Genomic DNA, 20381 nt, shown 5'->3' on the forward strand with positions numbered 1-20381 from the left:
AGGGTTTAAATATTATCTAAGGTATACTGCTCTATTTTATTTCCGGACTTACAAGCTATTTCATATAGGCACATATCCATAACAAGGTTTTGAAGTCCTGTACCTAAGGACCTTAACTCCAAATCCGTTTCCGATAAGAGAGCAATTATTTTTACGCATTGAACCTCATTCCAGAGTTTTGCAGCTCTTCTGTATTGAGATAGTGCGGTCTTTCCCGAAAAACCGAAACGCTTTAAAGCAAAATCATCCAAGTATTCGTTACCCCGATGTATTTTGTGCCAGTCCTGTAAGCGCCTAAAACAATAGCTTAAGCCTGCAATAATTTGAGCCGGTGAAGAATTTTTTGAAAGTATTATCTTTTGACTTATGGATAAGGCTGTTTCGAGGCTTCCCATTGTTAGGGCATTAAAAAGACTGAAAGGCGTTTCTTCTTTATTGTGCGCAAAAAGTTTTTCGATATCTTCCTGTATAAGATGTGAGCCTTTTTGAAAGTAGAGTACCAAGTGAGAACAGGCTGTTTTTAAAGCGTCGGTATTATTTTCTACTAATTCCAAAAGTTCATCTACAGCTTCATCTTCAATCTCAATGCCTTCTCTAAAAAGAAAAGATCTTATCCACTCTTGTTTTTTGTTTTCAAAAAGTTCCCAAAATATTTTTTGTTGAGTTTTAGAAACCGTATCGCTTATTTTTTTTGCAACAGATGTTTCGTCGGAAACTAAAATTAAAAAAGAATCGTTTGTATTTTCTTTTTTTGAAACGGATTGAATCCAGTCTGTAAGCAGATCGATGTCTTCTTTCTTTTTGATAAGCTCTGCCGATTTTAATATGAGGAGCTTTGCCGAAGAAAAAAGAGATGCGTTTTGTAATAGTGAAATTATACTGCCCATGCCTGTATCTCCTGCATAGACGGTATGCGTTTCAATATCACCGTATTGCTTTGAAAGAGTTTTTAACACTGTGTCGACAGCGGTGTTTCTTTCTCCGATTTCAGGCCCCATAAAAAGCCAAACAGGACTTGTCAATTGTTTCTCCCTAAAAAAATTTATACACAGCAGTATACAATAAATACAGGACTTTGTCAGCCGCTCTATTCTACAATTTCACTAAAGGCTAAAGCTATTGCCTTTGCAATAGCAACTGAGGCCGATCTATGAGCTTCTTTTTCGGTAAAGCCTGCACCTCTTTTGCTTATATGTTTTTTATAAAGGATTTCTTGTGTGCGCAGATTTTTTATTTCTATATGTGCATTAAGCCTCACTAAAAATCCATCGGCAGCCTTTGAGACTTCGTCTGTTTCTATCCTTGCGTGAATAAAAAAATCCGTAGATTGGTTTTCGTTTTTTGCAGACATGGTTTTAAAATTCATATCTTCTAAAATATCGGAAGTTTTTTCTTCGGTAATTGAGCTTTTAATATCAGCCTGTTCTATAAAAAGCGAAACTGTTCCTTTTTTTTCGTTTTTTATTTTATTGTCATGTTTTTTAAATTCAAAATTTATCACTTGTTTAAAAACAATTTGCTGAAGATCTCTGACAGCTTCTTTATATTCATCAAAATCTTTTGATCCGAGGATTTGTTTTATTTCGGAAATATCCAATTCTATTCTTATCCGGCTTTTGTTTTCAATTTTTTCATCATGTAAAATAAAATGTGCAGTTCCGTTTTGATCCGTTTCAACACCTTCGATTATTATGGATGTAGTATTTTTTATTTTTGTTTTGTAGCTTATCAATAAGGGAACTCCTTCTTCAAGGCTTCCTATATCGATGGGAATTAAAAATTCGTTTGAAGGATCTTCAAGGCCGGCTTTTTGTACATTAAGCTTAATCTTTTTTAAGCTCTCTTTTGCTTTTGAAATATTGTTTCTATATTTTATGTCATAGTTTTCTATTTGCGAGTTCAACGCTGCAGAGGCTGCTTTAATATAATGAAGAGTCGCAGAGTAATATTTTTTATCTTCAAAAAATTCATCAGCTTTTTTTTGCGGTTCGCTCACCGATAAGATTTTTTCTTCTGCAATTTTTAATAAGCGGTTTCGTTCTTTACGAAGCTCATGCTTATCGTATTCGGCCAAAAGATAAACGGTAACGCTGTCTTTGCCTTTCTCGGTATAGCGGTTTTTGATTTTTAATTTTTTTATATTAGCAGCTGAAGACTGAGAAATTTCGGACTTTAATATTTTTTCAAGATTCTCAACGGAACCTAAAGCTGTCGTCGTCGTTTCCGTTTTTATTGATACACCTAAGTATCTTATGATTTCATTTATAAGATTATTTTTTGCATCCGTTTCTGCAAGGGTAAAATCTGTGTTTGTTCCTGAGGCTGTAAAGTATTCGTAATTTTCATCACCTGCCGGTACCTTCTCTATCCAAGCAGGATACTGTTCCTCGGTTTTGTTTTTATAACTTGCACAAGAGAATAAGGTTAAGGTTAAAATCAATAAAATTAGTATTTGTTTTTTTTTCTGCATATTCTTTATTTTTTAAAGGAATAATGCGAAAGAAAGAAAATTTTATAATTTATAGCTTATAAATAAAGGCTTTTCTTTCTTCCGCAATTTAAAAGATTTATAGGCCTTCTGAAAGAGCTTCCCTTACTCTTTCACGGACAACCTTCTCTTCTTCACTCTTGGGTTTATCCTCGTCTGCTCCGTTGATTGCGTTCTGAATGAGCTTATCCAAGGTTTTTTTGGAGATGCTGTATAAAACTAGGTAGGTATAATCATCTCCAGTGGGATTTCCATCGGCGTCAAAGTACCTCATCTGAACCCAATAATCAGTTTCTTTCTTAAAGCCGGAAAGTTTTGTAGAAGTAACCGTTTTGACTATGTCTTCAAGGTAGCCTTCAATCTTATCCTTATCGCCTGCAGCGGCAGCGGCAGCCTTGCTTTCTACTCTTACCTTAACCATCCTTGCCATTTCGGAAGGGACTGAAAAATCTCTTGTCCATAATTCGGCTCCCTCCAAACTTTTTGATCTGGGTGATTCAAACTTAAAAAGATAAACGTCCTTGCTCTTATAGTCATCCGTTCTTTCGATAACATTGGGTTCTTCTGCAACCCAGCCGGGGACAGGCTTATCCCATTTAAGGTTTTTGTGATCGAGCATTTCCGGCTTTTTAACCTTGCTCGAGACGGTTCCAAGCGGTTTTAATTTGTTTGCACAGCCTGATAAGGCTATAACTGCAAATAATGCAAGGAACATAATTTTAATTGCTTTTTTCATATCTTGCCTCCTAAAATAATGCAAATATATTTTTAAAATTAGGCGTATTTTACGTCCAATTTAAAAGCCCGATTTAAATGTTAAGGTCTTACCTCTTAGCATTACCAATTTTATATTTTCGAATCCCGGGACGGAATCTGCTGCATCGTAAATAACGGCTTCAAGGTCATCAATCGTTCCGAAAAATGAAACGGCGTATTTTGTTTGTGCCGAGGATTGATATAAGGTTTTTATATCATTGAGATTTTCGCTTAAAGCCTTTCTAAGGCGGGACATGCTCTTGCTGTCGGGAGTTTCGTTTATGATAACTTCATATCTTATACCGCGTGAATAGGCCTTGGCCAAAAGAATCTTTGCCTGGTCTATAGCCATAGGTAAAGCCTTGTTTACTGCTGATTGGATGGCATTCGATTGGGCATCATAGCTGCTTACTCGGCTGAAAGTTTTTTGACTTGTGTACGGAACAGCTCCCAACAGTTCGCCTGTTGAAGGATTAAATATTTTTAAGGTTATTTTAGCCGAACCGTAATAGCCGTTTGACTCATAACCGCCTTCGGTTACCGCATCAATTTCCATATAGACATCGGCATTCAGCTTTTGGGCTATCAGCTGAATGGCAGACATTCCTTCTTCGCTGCTTTCCTGATATATGACGGCTTGGTCTTTTTTTAGTTTTTCTACCTCTTTGGAATCTATTGCCCTGTATCCCTGTTTTAGAAGAAAGGCATTGCCCGTTTCTACTGCTGCTTTTAGTAAAAATCTGTCTGCATTTGCTTCTTCTGCATCAAAGACCATATAGGTCATGTTTTCTATGTAATTATTTAAAAATTGAAGATTTTTTTTGCCTTCGCCGGAAGCTTGGGCTTCTTTTAAAATAAGATCTGCATCCTTAGGTTTTTGTGCGGAGTTGGGGTTTTCATTCAATTGTCCATCTCCGAAAACCAAGTCATCCATAGTTTTATTGTTTGAAGTTTTTTGTGAAAAAATCCCTGCTGCAGAAAGAGCGGCCGAAACCTCATTCATTTTTACGGGGATCTTAATCTTGATTATATATACATCGCCTGTTTTTGACTTTTGTAAAACATCCATTTTTTCATTTACTACATACTTGTTTGGATATTCAGTATTGTAAAGCTCTTCTCTAATTCGTTCGTAATTGTTTTTTTCCGATTCGGGGCCTATAATATCTATGACTCCTTGACGGATTGCTCCTACTTTTGCCTTATTTATTGCCTGCAAAAAAGAAACATCTTCTCCCATTGAAGTATACTCTTTTGTTTCAGTGTAAGCCGGCCTTTTTACGTCTAAGGCATCTTCAATACTTGCACATGAAAAAAAGAATAAGGGTACAGATAAAAACAAAAAAAGTGAAATCTTTCTCATTATATTTCTCCTAAAGTTATAATTTTATTGTAAAGCCGACTCCTGCGGTAAATCTTAGGATTCCTCCTATCCCATCGTGAAAGGTTGAACCTATTTTTACGCCCGCATCGCCCCCTATTTTAAAATTCTTTGTTACAAGAAAGCTTGCATGTACAAAGGCCCTAAGTCCTGCTCCTCCAGGAAGCGGAATCTTTTCTTTAGAACCGGTTATAATCATTGTATAATAAAATTGCACAGTAGGCAAGATTTGTAAACGTCTAAGGTAGGTATTTCCTATTTCGGCGCCGGCGAATATTGTTATAGGAGCCCCTAAAGAAAGCAGTTTTGGGAAATGCGTGTCAATCGTCATCTCAGTTCCAAAGCATGGTCTAAATCGGTAAAATCCTCTTGTCCCCGAAATATGAAGGCCGAAAGTCCCTCCTGCGTCATATAAACCATTTTCGAGAGAAAAAACGCCTATTTCTCCTAGGGCATAAGCCCTGTATTCAAATGGCCCGTGAGGAACTTCCTTAATAGGATCTCCTAACTTTAAGGGATTTTTTGAATAAAGTATTAAGCCTTCCGAAAAATCGTTTTCTGTTTTGGTAACAACAATTAAGCCTGTTTCTTTCTTTCCGTCCTCGTTTAAAACAACATACTCATCTCCAAGTTTCACACCCATTTTTTTCCCAAGCTCAAATGTAATGGTGTTTTTTTCGGACTTGATTATACCTGTCTTTATCTTAAATGCTTCTATTTTGCGCAGCTCAAGATCAAGTTTATCTGATAAGCTTGAAGCGGCTGCCTTACAGGCTTTTTCATAAGAGTAACTTGCAGATTCTATTCCTACAAGAAATTCTTCTTTTAGATCTTCTTTTGGAGAATATACGGTAAATTTAGCTGTAAATTTTACGCAAAATCCGTCAATTTCTCCCAAAAACAGATCATTGTATTTTTCTTTTTTGATGGAAATGTTTTTGACTACCGGTACGGCTACATAGTAAGAGTTGACTAGTTTCTCCCAATCTTCTCTTGTAAAGGCTTCAAGGCCCCTTAATACATCCTCAGGTATGGAAACATTTTCTTCACGGGATTTGAGGATGACTTCGGTAAAGGCATCTGCATCCTCTGTAGTTAACCTGTATTCTAAGCCTATTATATTAAACCTTTCTAAGCTAAAAAAAACATCCATGATTGCTTCATCAATCATGGCAATGAATTCGCTTGAAGTATAAAGATCTTCATAGAGTGTTGCAAATACGGCTACATCCTTTTTTTCGCTGACCTTTTGTGCATAAAAAGGGAGTGAGAAGAAAAATGTCATAAAAAGTACGGAAAAACAAATTTTTTTCATTTTTGTCTGCTTACTTTGCCTTTCTCCTTAGTTTATTGGCAGTATATACCATTTATTAGGTATTTTCAAGTAAAGCCGTTGCCTTTTTTCTGTGCGAAATTTTAGACAAAATTTCGCATATTTTTTTGCGAATATAAGACTCTGATGTGTTTGCCCTGATTACATCTTGATTAAAATGATAAAACCTGATATATTTGTGAGGAAATATTTAGGAGGACTTTATGTCAGAAAAATATGATTTGGTTATAATTGGAGGCGGTCCCGGCGGTATGGCCGCAGGAATTTATGCAGCCCGTTCAAAGTTAAAGACTGTTATTCTTGAAGAAAAGCCCAACCAGGGCGGACAGTGCTTCATAACAGAGGAAATCGAAAACTACCCCGGTTTCCCCGAATCTTCAGGTCCTGCACTAACCGAGGCCTTTCAAAAACATGCCGAGAAATTCGGTGTTGAGTTCAAAAGAGCAAGGGCCGAAAAAATCGAGCTTGTTCCCAATTCACCTACACGAATCGTTCACGGAAGTGACGGCGTAAAATATGAATGCTTGGCTGTTGTTGTAGCAACAGGTGCAAGCGCAAGAGAGCTCGGCTGTAAGGGTGAAAAAGAACACTGGGGTAAGGGTGTTTCATACTGTGCGACCTGCGACGGTGCCTTCTTTGAAGAATGCGAAATCGTAGTTATCGGCGGCGGAGACTCTGCTGTTGAAGAAGCTATGTACCTTACAAAATTTGCCGACAAGGTAACTATCGTTCACCGAAGAGATGAACTTAGAGCTGCAAAATCCATTCAGGACAAGGCCTTTGCCAATCCCAAGATGGCCTTTAAGTGGAATGCCGTTGTTGAAGAAGTTTGCGGAGAAGGTCTTGTAGACAGCGTTATCTTAAAGGATACAAAGACAGGAGAAACTTCCAAATTCGATACCGAAGGTGTATTCGTATTTATCGGACACAATCCTCAGACAGCCTTTATTCAGGGCTTGGTAGACCTCGATGAAAACGGCTACATCCTTACAAACGGAAAAATGGAAACAAACGTACCCGGCATTTACGGCGTGGGCGATGTTATTCAAAAAGAATCTCGCCAGGTTGTTACAGCCGCAGCCGACGGTGCCCTTGCAGGTATCTGGGCCGGTCACTATATCGACGATATCAAAGCCAAAATGGCTATGAAAAAATAAGGAGATACGATAAACAGTTCGGCGGGAATTCGGCCTCACTGTTTACAAAAAGTTTTTATAGGAGAAAAAAATGATTGAATTGACAAAAGAAAATTTTGAACAAGAAGTTCATCAGTCAAAGGGTGTAACCTTTGTAGATTTTTGGTCGGACGGATGCGTCCCTTGTAAACAATTAATGCCTGATGTTCATGCAATGGCAGAACGCCATGCAGGAAAGGCTAAGTTTTGCTCATTCAATATTGACGGTGCAAGACGAGTCGCCATGAAAGAGCAGGTCTTAGGTCTTCCTACAATGCTCATCTATGTTGACGGAGAGCGAAAAGACGGTGTTACAGGAAGCGACTTAACCATCGATCAAATCGAAGAGATGGTAAAAAAATACATCTAATTTTACTTAATTTTTAATCTTTTAAGCCGGAGGAAAGGTGATAAACTTTTTTGACGGCTTTTTAAAGATACGGTTTAATAGACCGTGGGCAGGTTCTCCCTGCCTCAATAAATTTTATCCTAGGAGGATGCTATGGTTGAATTGAAAACCAAAAAAGTCATCATCATTGGTGACCGAGACGGCGTTCCCGGGGAGGCTATTAAGCTCTGTGCAGAATCGGCAGGTGCTGAGGTTGTATATGCTGCAACCGAATGCTTTGTCTGAACAAGCGCAGGAGCAATGGACTTGGAAAACCAAAAGCGAGTCAAAGATTTAGCTGAAAAATACGGTCCTGAGAACGTAATCGTTCTTTTGGGCGGTGCAGAAGCCGAATCTTCAGGTTTAGCCTGCGAAACTGTTACAGTAGGCGACCCGACTTTTGCAGGTCCGTTGGCTGGAGTCTCGTTGGGACTCTTGTGCTATCACGTGGCAGAACCGGAAATTAAGAGCCAAATAGACCCTGCGGTCTATGAAGAGCAGGTAAGCATGATGGAAATGGTTATGGACGTCGATGCTATTATCGCGGAAATTTCGGAATACCGAAATAAAGGCTGCAAATTTCTGTAATGCCTTTCGGAGCTTATGAGTTTTAAACCATAGGCTTCTTTCGTGTTAGTCGGCGGTGCGGTTATACAAAAATGATTCCATTCTTTAAAATGGAGCATCTTGTAGCTGCACCGCTTTTTTTATTTACAGCGGGATAGGTTTTCATAAAATAAAATTACATATCAAGTATGTTTTTTTTTCGACTTTTAGAAGGATAAATAATGGCTAAGAAAAATAACGCAAACATAGGTTTTGAAAAACAAATTTGGGAAGCGGCTTGTGTGCTTTGGGGATTTATTCCTGCCGCTGAGTATAGAAAGGTCATCATCGGTTTAATTTTTTTACGCTATATTTCCAATGCTTTTGAAAAGCGGTATGCAGAGCTTGTTGCCGACGGCGAAGGGTTTGAAGATGATAGGGATGCCTATGCCGAAAGGAATATTTTTTTTGTACCCGAAAAAGCCCGATGGAAGGTTATTGCTGCTTCGGCCCACACTCCCGAAATAGGTTTGGTAATCGACAAGGCTATGCATTCTATTGAAGAAGAAAATAAAAGTCTTAAAAATGTGTTGCCTAAAAACTACGCGAGCCCCGATTTGGATAAAAGAGTTTTGGGCAATGTTGTAGATCTTTTTACCAACATGGATATGGAAGAAACGGAGGATAGCAAGGACCTTTTAGGAAGAACCTATGAATATTGCATAGCCCAGTTTGCCGCCTATGAAGGGAAGAAGGGCGGAGAATTTTATACTCCTGCGAGCATCGTAAAAACGATAGTTGAAATTTTAAAGCCTTATTCAAACTGCCGGGTTTATGACCCCTGCTGCGGTTCGGGCGGAATGTTTGTTCAATCCGTAAAATTTTTAAAAGAACATTCAGGCAAGCGGTACAGCATATCGGTATATGGACAGGAAAGCAATGCCGACACATGGAAGATGGCCAAAATGAATATGGCTATTCGCGGAATAGGTGTAGACTTCGGCTCCTATCATGCGGACACCTTTTTTAATGATCTTCATCCGGCTCTTAGAGCAGACTTTATTATGGCAAATCCTCCCTTTAATTTGTCAAACTGGGGACAGGAAAAACTAAAGGATGATGTAAGATGGAAATATGGAGTTCCTCCTGCCGGAAATGCAAACTATGCTTGGATTCAGCACATGATTTATCATCTTGCCCCTAACGGAAAAATCGGCCTTGTTCTTGCAAACGGAGCCTTGTCAACTCAAACGAGCGGGGAGGGAGAAATAAGAAAAAAAATTATAGAAGATGATCTTGTTGAAGGTATCGTAGCTATGCCGACCCAACTTTTTTATAGCGTTACAATCCCCGTAACTCTTTGGTTTATTTCAAAAATTAAAAAACAAAAAGGAAAGACCTTATTTATCGATGCCCGAAAAATGGGTTACATGGTTGACAGAAACCACAGAGACTTTACCGATGAAGATATTCAAAAGCTCGGCAAGGTCTTTGAAGACTTTCAAAACGGAAAAACAGAAGATGTTAAGGGCTTTTGCGCAGTTGCCTCAACTGAAGATATAGCAAAACAAGACTATATCTTAACTCCGGGGCGCTATGTCGGGGTAGAAGAACAAGAAGATGACGGTGAACCCTTTGACGATAAGATGAAGCGTCTTACCTCCGAACTATCCGAACTTTTTGCAAAATCCCATGAACTTGAAACCGAAATCCGCAAAAACCTGGGAGCTATCGGCTATGAGATGTGAAGGTGGAGATGTTGGTGTTATAAAGATGGAAACTATTCCTGCATACAAATATTGTAAATTTGTTACAGATGGTACTCATGATTCACCAAAAAGAACAAATTTTGGAAGAAAACTTATTACATCTAAGCATTTAGGAAGATATGCATTAGATTTTCAATCTGCCAATTATATTTCCGAAGAAGATTATCTTAAAATAATAAAAAGAAGTAATGTTGAGCAGTGGGACATTTTATTCAGTATGATAGGCACAGTAGGAAATATTTATATTGAAACAATGCCTAATGTTGATTATGCATGTAAAAATGTAGGCATATTCCAATGCGGCAATGATCAAAATAAATCTAAGTGGTTGTATTATTATTTACAGACTCCTAAAGCAAAAAAACATATTTATTCTTTTATTAGAGGTACAACACAAGGGTATATTCCTCTGGTATCATTACGAAATATACCTATTGATATTATTGATTTTACAACGCGAGATAAAATAATTCAAATACTGTGGTTATTGGATGAAAAGATAAAGAATAATATGCATATAAATGATAATTTAGAGCAGCAAGCACAGGCCATTTTTAAAGCATGGTTTGTCGATTTTGAACCGTTTGGCGGTATAATGCCTGATGACTGGAAAGTATATAAACTAGGAGACTTTTTACCTGTTATAACCGGTAAAAAAAATGCTAATGTTTCTTCCTTAAAAGGGAAATATCCTTTTTTTAGTTGCTCCCATGATATAAGCTGGACTGATGAATACTCTTTTGACGGATATGCTATCCTAGTAGCAGGTAATGGTGATTTCAATGTTAAGTGGTATGACGGAAAATTTGAAGCATATCAACGTACTTATGTATTAATTCCGAAGGATCCAAGATATACAAGTTGGTTATATTATGCCGTTAAACATAATTTATCCGACATTACAAGGGCTGCTAGGGGATCCGTTATCAGTTTTATTACAAAAAGTAATCTGGAAGAGTTCAGTTTTGTTGCTCCTAAAAATCTTGAAAAATTTAACCTTATTGATAAATTTATATCTATTAACAAAATAATTGATCATAATATAAAACAAATTTATCTACTAACATCCCTCAGAGACACTCTTTTACCAAAACTCATGTCAGGCGAGATAGATGTTTCAAATATAGAGATATAGTACGCAGAAATAAGATTTTCATTAATTAGCTGAAAAAAGTGGGACGAGGCAAAATGGCTGCCCTGTTAATCAATTATAGATTTATACTGACAATCTAATATTTTATTATTATATTGTACTTGCAAATTTTTTATTTTGTATTATAATGTTATATGGAGGTAAGTATGGCAAGTACATTAGTACAAATTCGAGTTGATGAAAAATTGAAAAATGATGTGACTGCTGTATATGAACAGCTGGGCCTAGATTTATCAACAGCTGTACGTATATTTTTTAAGCGAAGCATTGCTGAAAATGGAATTCCTTTTAGTATGAAGTTGGAAAATACCAAGCAGAATGATATAAAAAAACAAATTCCGCCTGAAATTCTGTCTGCAATGCGTACTATGTCGCAAAGTGCTGCTATAAATGGTGTGGCAGAAATGAACCTTGATGAAATCAATAATGAAATAGAAGCTTCCCGTAAAGGACTATAATATGCCTTTGTATGCTGTCATTGATACAAATGTTCTTGTTTCGGCATTTTTAAAAGAAGATTCTATTCCCCGCTTTGTTATTAACTATATGTATTCAGGTAATATTGTTCCAATCTACAATGAAGATATTATTGCAGAATATTTTGATGTATTGCATCGTCCTAAATTTTGTTTTCCGCCAGAAGCGGTTGATATTGCCGTTAATGAAATTCAAAAAATAGGCTTAAAATTTGATGGTATAAAAGTTTTAGATACAATGCCTGATCAGAAAGATACCGTTTTTTATTCAGTCACATTACATGCTAGGCGTACTTTCGAGACTTATTTAATTACAGGCAATATAAAACATTTTCCCAGAGAAGATTTTGTATTAACGCCTCATCAAATTTTGGATATAATTGAATGTCAAACTTAGTGAAGTTTAAAACCATTTTAAGCCTCGGCTTAAGCCGATAAATTATCATTTATGAGCTTATTTATCTCAATTTTACTATCAATTGCTCTAAGTATTTTGGTTAGTTTTTTCTGAATTTTATATTCAAAATCATGTATATCAAATTTGTTTATTGCAGATTTATCACCTCTAGGCATCTTAGTACCCTTAGAAGTTTTCATAACATAGTCAAAAAAACGATCGTTCGCTAAATTATAATAAATAAAATCATAATAATAATTTTCTTTAGCTCGAAATACAAGAACATCATTGGAGCAAACTCCATCATGTGTTGCGAGCCATATTTTTTTAAAATACGGTCTAATATTTGATACCAAAATATCATTGATTTTGTATTTATTAGTACTTTTAATATCAGGAATAGATTTTGATGGTATAATTCCGTTTTTATTCGGTAACATATTTTCTGTAGATATATAATTCAAATTTATGAGATGGTCATTTATAATTTTGTTAAGTGGAATTTTTTCAGTTATAATGTCGCATATATATTCTAGCGTTGTAATCTTATTCATATTTTCCTACCCTATGTATTTTCTATGTGCAATTTTTACATTGCTTTGTTTTACCATTGCGTATTGCAAGGTGGTATCTATACGTTTATGCCCTAAAAGCTGTTGGAGCTGCTCAATGGGCATTCCCTTATCTATTGCCATTGTTGCCAATGTCCTCCTGAATTTATGAGGATGAACCTTAGAGATACCAAGTTTTTTACCGATCCGCCTTAATCTTACTTCAATTCCTCCGATGTTCATTCGTTTGTGCGGAGACCTTAACGATACAAAAAGAGCCGGGTTATTGTCGGTTCTATGTCGTAAATAATCTTTTAAATGTATCTTAGTTCTTGCATCAAAATATACTATTCTTTCTTTGTTTCCCTTTCCTAAAACGATGCATTCCCTTTCATTAAAATCTATATCATTCCGGTTAAGAAGAACCATTTCTCCAATCCTCATGCCTGTTGAAGCAAGCATGTCTATCATGGCTAGGTCGCGTTTTTCCATGCAGCTGTCTCTCATAAGCTCAAGAGCTTCATCGGAGTAGGTTTCTTTTATATTTGTTGCAGTTTTAACCTTATGGATTCTTCTTACAGGACTTTTTAAAATATAGTCTTCATCTTCAAGCCAAGAAAAAAAACTTGATAGAATACGTCTAATATTATCTATGGTTACCTTACCGGAATTGTTTTTGTATTGATAATCTGTTAAATAAGAGCGTATGTCCTCAGTTTCAATTTCTTTTACATTTTTTTTCATATAATTAAGCATAGATTGAATTGTGGAGTAATAGTATTTTAAGGATTTTTCAGAACAGCCCTCCACCCTCTTTGCAGACAAGAATAGATTTACAAAATCAATTTTTTCATCTTCCGAGTTTTCTTCTTTTTTATTTACTTCATAACTAAAAAGAACATGCTGAATTACCGTTTGTAATTTTTCGATCTGAGCATTATTCAAATGAGGCAGCATTTTTTGAGTAATGTCATTAATAAGTCTTTGTTTCATTCTTATTTTCTCCTTAATTACTATGGTATCGGCATAATTTTAACTTAGCTCTTTTTAGATAAATGATAATTTAGAGCAGCAAGCACAGGCCATTTTTACAAAAAATTTTATAAATATTTCTCATATTCCTAATGACTGGAAAAAGAAAAGTTTATTGGATATAGCCGATTTTTTAAATGGTTTACCAATGCAAAATTATCGCCCTGTCGAGTCTGAAAAAGGGATTCCTGTTATGAAAATAAAAGAACTTAGACAAGGATTCTGTGATGCTAATAGCGAACAATGTTCACCAAGTATAAATTCAGAATATCTTATACAGGCAGGTGATGTTATTTTTTCATGGTCAGGAAGTTTAATAGTTGATTTTTGGTGTGGGTTAACTTGTGGACTAAATCAACATCTTTTTAAAGTTACTTCAAATAGATATGATAAATGGTTCTATTATTCTTGGATTAAATACCATCTTTATAGTTTTATCAATATAGCTGCAGATAAAGCTACTACACTCGGTCATATTAAAAGAGAGGATTTAGCAAAAGCGGAAGTCATAGTTCCTAATCAAAAGGATTATATAAAATTTGCTAATTTATTGGAGCCAATATATAATTTAATAATAGCAAACCGAATAAGCAATACCATGCTTACATCCCTTCGTGACACCCTTTTACCGAAACTCATGTCGGGAGAGATAGATGTTTCAAATATAAAGGTATAGGATGCATAACCGACAGCCATTTAAGAAAAAATAATTGATTGTCTCTTAAAGTTATTTTTTTATAATAATTCATTAGTATGCTTGATAAAAAGTATCAAATTTGATACAATATATTTAATGAAAATGGATAAAATAGTTGTAGCCAAATTTTTTAAGACCGAAACGGGAAATGAACCTGTTCGTGATTTTCTAAAAGATTTAGCACCGGCTGATCGAAAAACAATAGGAGCGGATATAATGGCAATAGAAATGTCTTGGCCTCTTGGATATCCTGCTGTAAGGAAGCTTGATTCAAATTTGTGGGAGGTGCGTTCGAATATTTCGGATAAAAGAATTAGCAGAGTGTTTTTTACGATAGAATACGGTAACATGATATTGCTTCATGCAATTATAAAGAAAACTCAAAAAACTCCTCAAGAAGATATAGATTTGAGTAAAAAAAGAAGAAATTTAGTATTAGGAAGGCATTATGAATGAGAAGTACATAGGAAGGTCTTTTGATGATTTTCTTGAAGAAGAAAATATTGAAGTTGAAGTTAGAAATGAAGCTATAAAAAGATTAATTTCATATAATTTATTGAATGAAATGAAAGCTCAAAATATTAACAAAACAGAAATGGCAAAAAAAATGAACACATCACGAGCCGCATTAGATAGACTTCTTAATCCTAAAAATGATTCGGTTACCTTGGCTACGCTAACAAGGGCTGCTAATGTATTAGGCAAAAAGTTGGTTTTACAATTACAATAGTATATTGAGTTCTTTTAACCAATGTTTTAATTTAACCGCTATTTAAGCCGATAAATTATCATTTATCATAATACCGTCTTATTTGACTTGGCAATTCATCGATAAAAGGTTATAATCTAAAAAAAGCCATAGAAGGCAGAAAAAACATGTAGAGGCCGATATGTCGACATCATTTACCGAAAACGATTATGAAAATTCAATTATTGAGCTGTTTAAAAATAATTTGGGATATACTTATGTTTACGGTCCTGATGTCGAGCGCAATTTTTCGAGTCCGCTATATGATGAGGTTTTAGAGGATTGTCTTTACCGCTTAAACAGCGGGCTGCCAAGGGAGGCTATACAAAATGCTCTTTTTAAATTAAAGCATTTTGAAAACGGGGAGCTCGCTCATAAAAATGAAATTTTTACAGACTATCTTCAAAACGGCATACCTGTACATTATCTTGATAAAAATGAAACACGGTCGGGAATTGTATATCTCGCAGATTATAAAAATCCTCAAAACAATTCCTTTATAATTGCAAATCAGTGGACCTTTATCGAAAACAGCAATAAACGCCCCGATATAATTTTATTTTTAAACGGTCTTCCATTAGTTTTGATGGAATTAAAGTCTCCTTCAAGGGAAGAGACCGATGCTTCCGATGCATACCGCCAAATCCGTAATTACATGACCGAAATACCTTCTATGTTTATCTACAACTCAATCTGCGTTATGAGCGATCAGTTAACTTCAAAGGCGGGAACCATAACTTCAGGCGAAGACCGCTTTATGGAATGGAAAACAAAGGACGGGAGTTACGAAAACACTCAATATGCCCAATTCGATACTTTTTTTGAAGGCCTTTTTCAAAAAGAAAGGCTGCTTGATATTATAAAAAACTTTATCTGCTTTTCAAACGAGGGTTTGCAAACTTTTAAAATTCTTGCAGGCTACCACCAATATTTTGCGGTTCGTAAGGCCGTTTTCTCCACCCAAAAAGCTGCGTACAGTGACGGAAAAGGCGGAGTTTTTTGGCATACCCAAGGCAGCGGAAAATCTTTATCAATGGTGTTTTATGCGCACCTATTGCAGGAAGTCTTGGAAAGTCCGACAATTGTAGTTATAACGGATAGAAATGATCTTGATGATCAGCTTTTCGGTCAGTTTGTTAAGTGCAAAGAATTTTTACGCCAAGAACCTATACAGGCTGAAAGCCGAAAAGACTTAAAGAAACTTCTTGCCGGAAGAAAAGCAAACGGAATAATTTTTACGACGATGCAAAAATTTGAAGAGTCTGCCGATGCTCTTTCAGAAAGGCGGAATATAGTTGTTATGGCTGATGAAGCTCATCGAGGGCAATACGGACTTACCGAACAAATTAAAATAATAAAAAATAAGGCCGGAGAAGATGTCGCAAAGAGGGTTATAGGCACTGCCCGTATTATTCGGAACAGCCTTCCCAATGCGAGCTATATAGGTTTTACCGGCACTCCTATTTCTGCCGCTGACAGGAGTACCCGTGAAGTATTCGGAGACTACATCGATATTTACGATATGACTCAGGCAGTGGAAGACGGAGCAACTCGCCCCGTGTACTATGAAAGCAGGGTTATCAAACTTAAGCTTGATAAAAAAACTTTGCAGCTGATTGATGAAGAATATGATCTCATGACTAAAGATGCCGATGAAGAAGTTATCAAAAAAAGTAAGCATGAACTCGGCAAGATGGAAGTGCTCTTAGGCAATGATGAAACTATAAACTCCCTAGTGAACGATATACTCTTCCATTATGAAAACAACAGGGAACATCTGCTTACAGGTAAGGCAATGATAGTCGCTTACACCCGTGCCATAGCTATGAAGATTTACAAAAGAATCTTGGAACTTCGTCCCGGCTGGGAAGAAAAGGTTGCCGTTGTTATGACTTCTGCAAATACCGATGACGAAGAGTGGAGAGAGATTATCGGGAACAAAAACCACAGGGACAAGTTGGCTAAAAAATTTAAAGACAATGCCGGTCCTCTAAAAATTGCAATTGTAGTAGATATGTGGCTGACAGGCTTTGATGTTCCTTCCCTTGCGACTATGTACATATATAAACTTATGGCAGGACATAATCTTATGCAGGCTATCGCCAGAGTTAATCGTGTATTTCAAGATAAAGAGGGAGGATTGATCGTCGATTATGTGGGAATAGCCGGTGCCTTAAAGCAGGCTATGAACGACTATACAAACCGCGATAAAAATAATTACGGCGATACCGACATTTTAACCGCTGCCTATCCTACCTTTCTTGAAAAGCTTTCTATATGTAAAGATATGTTCCATGGATATGATTATTCAAGTTTTATGAAGGGCAGCGATCTTGAAAGGGCCAGGACAATAAGCGGTGCCGTAAACTTTATAGTTGCCCAAGAAAAAGAAGAAGAGAAAAATATCTTTATAAAAGAAGCTCTTATGATGAGGCAGGCCTTATCCCTTTGTTCATCCGTAGTTGAAGAAAGTTTGCGCTTTGAGGCTGCCTTTTTTGAATCGGTCAGAGTCTTCCTTTCAAGGCTTACAAATGCAGGAAGCGGAAAAAAGATTTCTTTACCCGAAATGAATGAGCGTATAAATTCTCTTTTACAGCAGAGTATAAAAAGCGAGGGCGTTATAAACCTCTTTTCTGACATTAAAGAAAAATTCTCTCTTTTTTCTCCCAAGTTTCTTGAAGAAATTTCCAAGATGAAAGAAAGAAATTTGGCTGTCGAATTATTAAAAAGACTCATTGCAGAACAGGTAAGAGTTTATCGAAGAACCAATGTAGTTAAGTCCGAAAAATTCAGCGAGATAATGCAAAGAACCGTTAATTCGTACCTAAACGGGCTTCTCACAAATGAAGAGGTTATAGCCGAAATGCTGAAACTTGCCAAGCAGATTGTAAGTGCCGAAAAGGAAGGGCAAGACCTCGGCTTAAATGCCGAAGAAGCCGCCTTTTACGATGCCCTCACCAAGCCTCAGGCCATAAAAGACTTCTATCAAAATGAAGAACTGATTGCAATAACCAAGGAACTCACCGAAACCTTGCGTAAAAATAAGGCCGTAGATTGGCAGAAAAGAGAAAGTGCACGGGCTCATATGCGTATGCTCATTAAAAGACTTTTAAAGAAGCATAAATATCCGCCTGAAGGTATGGATGATGCAGTTCAAACCGTTATGGTTCAGTGCGAGCTTTGGGCCGACAATCTAATGGACCATTATTATTTTGACAACGAAAATAATAACTATGCAGAAATTGCCGCAGATAGAGAAGAGGTTTATCTGTAGCCCAATTTTCCTGCGGTAAACTAAAAATTATAAATGACTATTTAGCCAACAAATCTTCTTGAAGTCTTTATTGTTATTATTATCGTTTCTATATGAATCTTTTGATGATGCTTCATAAATACCTAAAAACTGTTTTAGACTTGGTACACGAAACTTTATTCCGTCTAGTTGAATAAGTTCTATATCCGATTCATAAATACCTGCAAAATCATACAATGCATCAATTGTGCCGTATTCTACGCTCACTCCGGTTTTTTGAAATTCATGCTCATGAACATCTATTAAATTATATCCTAATTCTTTCATAACCGCCATTATTTTGTCCCAATTATAAATTCTAAGTTCGTCAGGAGCTTCCCATCCTCTTGGATCGCCTGGAACATGAATATCAATATCTGACGGCTCCCAATCTTCTTTTGATATAAATTCTAATCCTAAAGAACCCATTAGTGTAGGTATGATTCCGGCTTTATTTAAATGTAAACAAATAGTCTTAAATTCATCAAATAAAAAACTCATTTCTCCTCCATAAATTCTAAATCGTCAGTTTTACCGATTGTAGTTATGCAAGCACAAAAAATCAGGTTTATTTAAGCAATGATAGCCGGAAATTAAAAAAAGCTGCACGGTGCTTTTTCACAATGCAGCCTTTGTTTGTTCTTATTTTTTCTTCAACCTTACCTTCGGTTCGCTTGCGATTCCGAATTTGGGGAAGATTCTGTCTATTCCGAAGAGGGTAAACAATAAAATAGTTGCAACCGAAATATGGGCCATAAAGTTATACTGTATTATCTGGGTTTGGCTGAATTGGTAAAGAGGATATACCGTGCCTGCGATGCCGATAAAAAAGCTTAAATAAACATGCCAAGGAATCAGCTGGGATCCGAAGATACCGAGGGCAGAAGAGAAGGTTGCGTTTCTCAATTTTAAAGAATAAAGGTCTTTTTCATCTCCTTCTACATTTTCTTCCGTAATATCTCTTATTATCGGGCCTACCGTAACTATTTGAGCCATCTCATCGGCAAGGGCTGCATTTCCCAACAAAGAGATGATGCCGTTCCAGAACATTAGCTGTCTTACGTTTCGGGAAAGTTTTACGGCAAGGTTTGAAAGGGGCCTGAAGGCATCCATCTTCGACATTATGCCTCCGAAGGCTGCAACCCACATCATCATTATGATAACCCATGAGCCGGCTCCCACAAAGCCGTTATACACTATGTCAAAAAAGGCGAGGAGTCCTGAGACCGTTCCTGCAAAGCGTCCTAAGATAAAGCATGATACAATGCCTGCTCCCAAGCAAAGGAGGGTAGAGTAGCCTTTTAAGGCAATCCCTATAACCAGGATGAGGGGAATTACCATGTAAACCGGAACTCCGTGCTGTACCTGATGGAGGAGGTCGACTGCAACAGGCTTTTCTTCAGCCAGTTTTTCCCAAACATCTTGGGGAATAGCCTCGATGGCTTTTTGCGGGCTTACGGCATCTCCGGGGAGGCTCAAGCCTGCAACCAAGAAGAGAACTCCGGCTATAACTAAGCACATTAAAGACCAAAGGCCCTGATTTTTCATACGGTGGGTAACCTCAACCCTGTGAATACCTGAGCTTACGACTGTTGTGTCCGAGATAAGACCGAGGTTATCGCCGAAGCAGGACCCGCCTGCAATGGCTGCAATGCTTAAAACCATGTTTCCGCTTAAAATATGGGTCATCCACAAGAAAATCGGAGCACAGGCGGCGAAGGTTCCCCATGATGTTCCTGTAGCAACCGACAATACTGACGAAACCAAAAAGGCAACAAGGGCAACGGTTCTTGCCGATATACCTATGTTCAGACTCAATGTAATAATCGAGGCTCCGACCCCTGTAGACATAAAGGCATCTGCCATGGCATAGGCAAACATGAGAATAAAAAATACCAATTGCATTTCTTTAACATTGTCTACGGCAGAGTTTAAAATATCGTTGAATTTGAATTTTTCGGTTATCATAGCAACGATGGACGCATATATTACGGCAATAGGGGCTATGATTAAAATGTCCAGTTTAAATCCCAAGGCAGTCGAAAATGATTCAATATTCGAAATCATCATCAGACCTGCAAGCAATAAGACCGGAGTGAGCTTAAAAAAAGCGCGCATAAAGTCTCCTTTTATGTGAAATAAGGGTGCCAGTGTATCATATTAGTAAAAAAAAGTGTATAGGTGTTGGATATAGAGATT

Annotated in this window: 20 protein-coding genes; 11 read left to right on the plus strand and 9 right to left on the minus strand. The window is 36.9% G+C overall.

The window, feature by feature from the left end:
• Window positions 1-5: 5 nt before the first annotated feature.
• The 5 genes from holA to E4O07_RS00825 form a co-directional block, all read right to left on the minus strand.
• Complete coding sequence (holA, locus tag E4O07_RS00805; RefSeq protein WP_253686787.1) at window positions 6-1022, minus strand: DNA polymerase III subunit delta; 1017 nt, start codon at window positions 1020-1022, stop codon at window positions 6-8.
• Window positions 1023-1087: 65 nt separating this feature from the next.
• Window positions 1088-2470 carry a hypothetical protein gene (locus E4O07_RS00810; protein ID WP_253686788.1) on the minus strand — a complete coding sequence of 461 codons (1383 nt, stop codon included), beginning with the start codon at window positions 2468-2470 and terminating at the stop codon, window positions 1088-1090.
• A gap of 97 nt (window positions 2471-2567) precedes the next feature.
• Window positions 2568-3224: a hypothetical protein gene (locus E4O07_RS00815; RefSeq protein ID WP_253686789.1), complete on the minus strand. Its 657-nt coding sequence runs from the start codon at window positions 3222-3224 to the stop codon at window positions 2568-2570.
• A 60-nt stretch (window positions 3225-3284) separates the two neighbouring features.
• Window positions 3285-4607, minus strand: a complete 1323-nt coding sequence (locus tag E4O07_RS00820) for a DUF6175 family protein (protein ID WP_253686790.1) — start codon at window positions 4605-4607, stop codon at window positions 3285-3287.
• Between the two features lie 16 nt (window positions 4608-4623).
• Window positions 4624-5940 (minus strand): hypothetical protein, encoded by a 1317-nt coding sequence (locus E4O07_RS00825; RefSeq protein ID WP_253686791.1) that lies wholly within the window; start codon window positions 5938-5940, stop codon window positions 4624-4626.
• A 221-nt stretch (window positions 5941-6161) separates the two neighbouring features.
• Between E4O07_RS00825 and trxB the strand changes: the two genes are divergently transcribed.
• From trxB to E4O07_RS00860, 7 genes are all read left to right on the plus strand, one after another.
• Window positions 6162-7115 carry a thioredoxin-disulfide reductase gene (gene trxB / locus E4O07_RS00830; protein ID WP_253686792.1) on the plus strand — a complete coding sequence of 318 codons (954 nt, stop codon included), beginning with the start codon at window positions 6162-6164 and terminating at the stop codon, window positions 7113-7115.
• A gap of 70 nt (window positions 7116-7185) precedes the next feature.
• On the plus strand, window positions 7186-7503 hold the full coding sequence (locus E4O07_RS00835) for a thioredoxin TrxA (protein WP_253686793.1): 318 nt from the start codon (window positions 7186-7188) through the stop codon (window positions 7501-7503).
• Between the two features lie 132 nt (window positions 7504-7635).
• On the plus strand, window positions 7636-8109 hold the full coding sequence (gene grdA, locus E4O07_RS00840; RefSeq protein WP_253677343.1) for a glycine/sarcosine/betaine reductase complex selenoprotein A: 474 nt from the start codon (window positions 7636-7638) through the stop codon (window positions 8107-8109).
• 200 nt (window positions 8110-8309) lie between these two features.
• Window positions 8310-9815, plus strand: coding sequence for a class I SAM-dependent DNA methyltransferase (locus E4O07_RS00845; protein WP_253708536.1), 1506 nt, complete (start codon window positions 8310-8312; stop codon window positions 9813-9815).
• Window positions 9805-10971: a restriction endonuclease subunit S gene (locus tag E4O07_RS00850; protein WP_253686795.1), complete on the plus strand. Its 1167-nt coding sequence runs from the start codon at window positions 9805-9807 to the stop codon at window positions 10969-10971. Before E4O07_RS00845 ends, E4O07_RS00850 begins: the two co-directional genes overlap by 11 nt.
• 164 nt (window positions 10972-11135) lie before the next feature.
• The gene (locus tag E4O07_RS00855) at window positions 11136-11447 is read left to right on the plus strand and encodes a type II toxin-antitoxin system RelB/DinJ family antitoxin (protein WP_253686796.1); all 312 of its coding nucleotides are present in this window, start codon (window positions 11136-11138) and stop codon (window positions 11445-11447) included.
• 1 nt (window position 11448) lies between these two features.
• Window positions 11449-11862 carry a PIN domain-containing protein gene (locus tag E4O07_RS00860; protein ID WP_253686797.1) on the plus strand — a complete coding sequence of 138 codons (414 nt, stop codon included), beginning with the start codon at window positions 11449-11451 and terminating at the stop codon, window positions 11860-11862.
• Window positions 11863-11891: 29 nt separating this feature from the next.
• Here the strand turns inward: E4O07_RS00860 and E4O07_RS00865 are convergent, their stop codons facing one another.
• Window positions 11892-12416: a restriction endonuclease subunit S gene (locus E4O07_RS00865; RefSeq protein WP_253686798.1), complete on the minus strand. Its 525-nt coding sequence runs from the start codon at window positions 12414-12416 to the stop codon at window positions 11892-11894.
• Window positions 12417-12422: 6 nt separating this feature from the next.
• The gene (gene xerA, locus E4O07_RS00870) at window positions 12423-13406 is read right to left on the minus strand and encodes a site-specific tyrosine recombinase/integron integrase (protein WP_253686799.1); all 984 of its coding nucleotides are present in this window, start codon (window positions 13404-13406) and stop codon (window positions 12423-12425) included.
• Between the two features lie 154 nt (window positions 13407-13560).
• Between xerA and E4O07_RS00875 the strand changes: the two genes are divergently transcribed.
• From E4O07_RS00875 to E4O07_RS00890, 4 genes are all read left to right on the plus strand, one after another.
• Window positions 13561-14121 carry a restriction endonuclease subunit S gene (locus E4O07_RS00875; protein ID WP_253730573.1) on the plus strand — a complete coding sequence of 187 codons (561 nt, stop codon included), beginning with the start codon at window positions 13561-13563 and terminating at the stop codon, window positions 14119-14121.
• A 123-nt stretch (window positions 14122-14244) separates the two neighbouring features.
• The gene (locus tag E4O07_RS00880; protein WP_253730574.1) at window positions 14245-14598 is read left to right on the plus strand and encodes a type II toxin-antitoxin system RelE/ParE family toxin; all 354 of its coding nucleotides are present in this window, start codon (window positions 14245-14247) and stop codon (window positions 14596-14598) included.
• Entirely contained in the window at window positions 14591-14872 is a 282-nt protein-coding gene (locus E4O07_RS00885) for a helix-turn-helix domain-containing protein (RefSeq protein WP_253730575.1), read from the plus strand. The genes E4O07_RS00880 and E4O07_RS00885 overlap by 8 nt, the downstream gene beginning before the upstream one ends.
• 160 nt (window positions 14873-15032) lie before the next feature.
• On the plus strand, window positions 15033-18164 hold the full coding sequence (locus tag E4O07_RS00890; protein ID WP_253686800.1) for a type I restriction endonuclease subunit R: 3132 nt from the start codon (window positions 15033-15035) through the stop codon (window positions 18162-18164).
• Between the two features lie 27 nt (window positions 18165-18191).
• On the opposite strand, the gene E4O07_RS00895 is transcribed toward E4O07_RS00890, so the two are convergent.
• On the minus strand, window positions 18192-18683 hold the full coding sequence (locus tag E4O07_RS00895; protein WP_253686801.1) for a hypothetical protein: 492 nt from the start codon (window positions 18681-18683) through the stop codon (window positions 18192-18194).
• A 141-nt stretch (window positions 18684-18824) separates the two neighbouring features.
• A complete protein-coding gene (locus E4O07_RS00900) occupies window positions 18825-20300 on the minus strand; it encodes a Na+/H+ antiporter NhaC family protein (RefSeq protein ID WP_253686802.1) in 1476 nt (491 codons plus the stop codon).
• Window positions 20301-20381 lie beyond the last annotated feature (81 nt).

This window comes from Treponema sp. OMZ 798 (genome assembly GCF_024181385.1).
Classification (GTDB): domain Bacteria; phylum Spirochaetota; class Spirochaetia; order Treponematales; family Treponemataceae; genus Treponema_B.

Excerpts from the sequence above, each read along its gene's own strand:
- E4O07_RS00860 (WP_253686797.1), top strand. The coding sequence starts at position 11,449 with ATGCCTTTGTATGCTGTCATTGATACAAATGTTCTTGTTTCGGCATTT.
- E4O07_RS00810 (WP_253686788.1), bottom strand. The coding sequence starts at position 2,470 with ATGCAGAAAAAAAAACAAATACTAATTTTATTGATTTTAACCTTAACC.
- E4O07_RS00900 (WP_253686802.1), bottom strand. The coding sequence starts at position 20,300 with ATGCGCGCTTTTTTTAAGCTCACTCCGGTCTTATTGCTTGCAGGTCTG.
- E4O07_RS00820 (WP_253686790.1), bottom strand. The coding sequence starts at position 4,607 with ATGAGAAAGATTTCACTTTTTTTGTTTTTATCTGTACCCTTATTCTTT.
- E4O07_RS00890 (WP_253686800.1), top strand. The coding sequence starts at position 15,033 with ATGTCGACATCATTTACCGAAAACGATTATGAAAATTCAATTATTGAG.
- E4O07_RS00885 (WP_253730575.1), top strand. The coding sequence starts at position 14,591 with ATGAATGAGAAGTACATAGGAAGGTCTTTTGATGATTTTCTTGAAGAA.
- E4O07_RS00880 (WP_253730574.1), top strand. The coding sequence starts at position 14,245 with ATGGATAAAATAGTTGTAGCCAAATTTTTTAAGACCGAAACGGGAAAT.
- E4O07_RS00845 (WP_253708536.1), top strand. The coding sequence starts at position 8,310 with ATGGCTAAGAAAAATAACGCAAACATAGGTTTTGAAAAACAAATTTGG.
- E4O07_RS00855 (WP_253686796.1), top strand. The coding sequence starts at position 11,136 with ATGGCAAGTACATTAGTACAAATTCGAGTTGATGAAAAATTGAAAAAT.
- E4O07_RS00815 (WP_253686789.1), bottom strand. The coding sequence starts at position 3,224 with ATGAAAAAAGCAATTAAAATTATGTTCCTTGCATTATTTGCAGTTATA.
- E4O07_RS00895 (WP_253686801.1), bottom strand. The coding sequence starts at position 18,683 with ATGAGTTTTTTATTTGATGAATTTAAGACTATTTGTTTACATTTAAAT.
- E4O07_RS00865 (WP_253686798.1), bottom strand. The coding sequence starts at position 12,416 with ATGAATAAGATTACAACGCTAGAATATATATGCGACATTATAACTGAA.
- E4O07_RS00825 (WP_253686791.1), bottom strand. The coding sequence starts at position 5,940 with ATGAAAAAAATTTGTTTTTCCGTACTTTTTATGACATTTTTCTTCTCA.
- E4O07_RS00850 (WP_253686795.1), top strand. The coding sequence starts at position 9,805 with ATGAGATGTGAAGGTGGAGATGTTGGTGTTATAAAGATGGAAACTATT.
- xerA (WP_253686799.1), bottom strand. The coding sequence starts at position 13,406 with ATGAAACAAAGACTTATTAATGACATTACTCAAAAAATGCTGCCTCAT.
- E4O07_RS00835 (WP_253686793.1), top strand. The coding sequence starts at position 7,186 with ATGATTGAATTGACAAAAGAAAATTTTGAACAAGAAGTTCATCAGTCA.
- trxB (WP_253686792.1), top strand. The coding sequence starts at position 6,162 with ATGTCAGAAAAATATGATTTGGTTATAATTGGAGGCGGTCCCGGCGGT.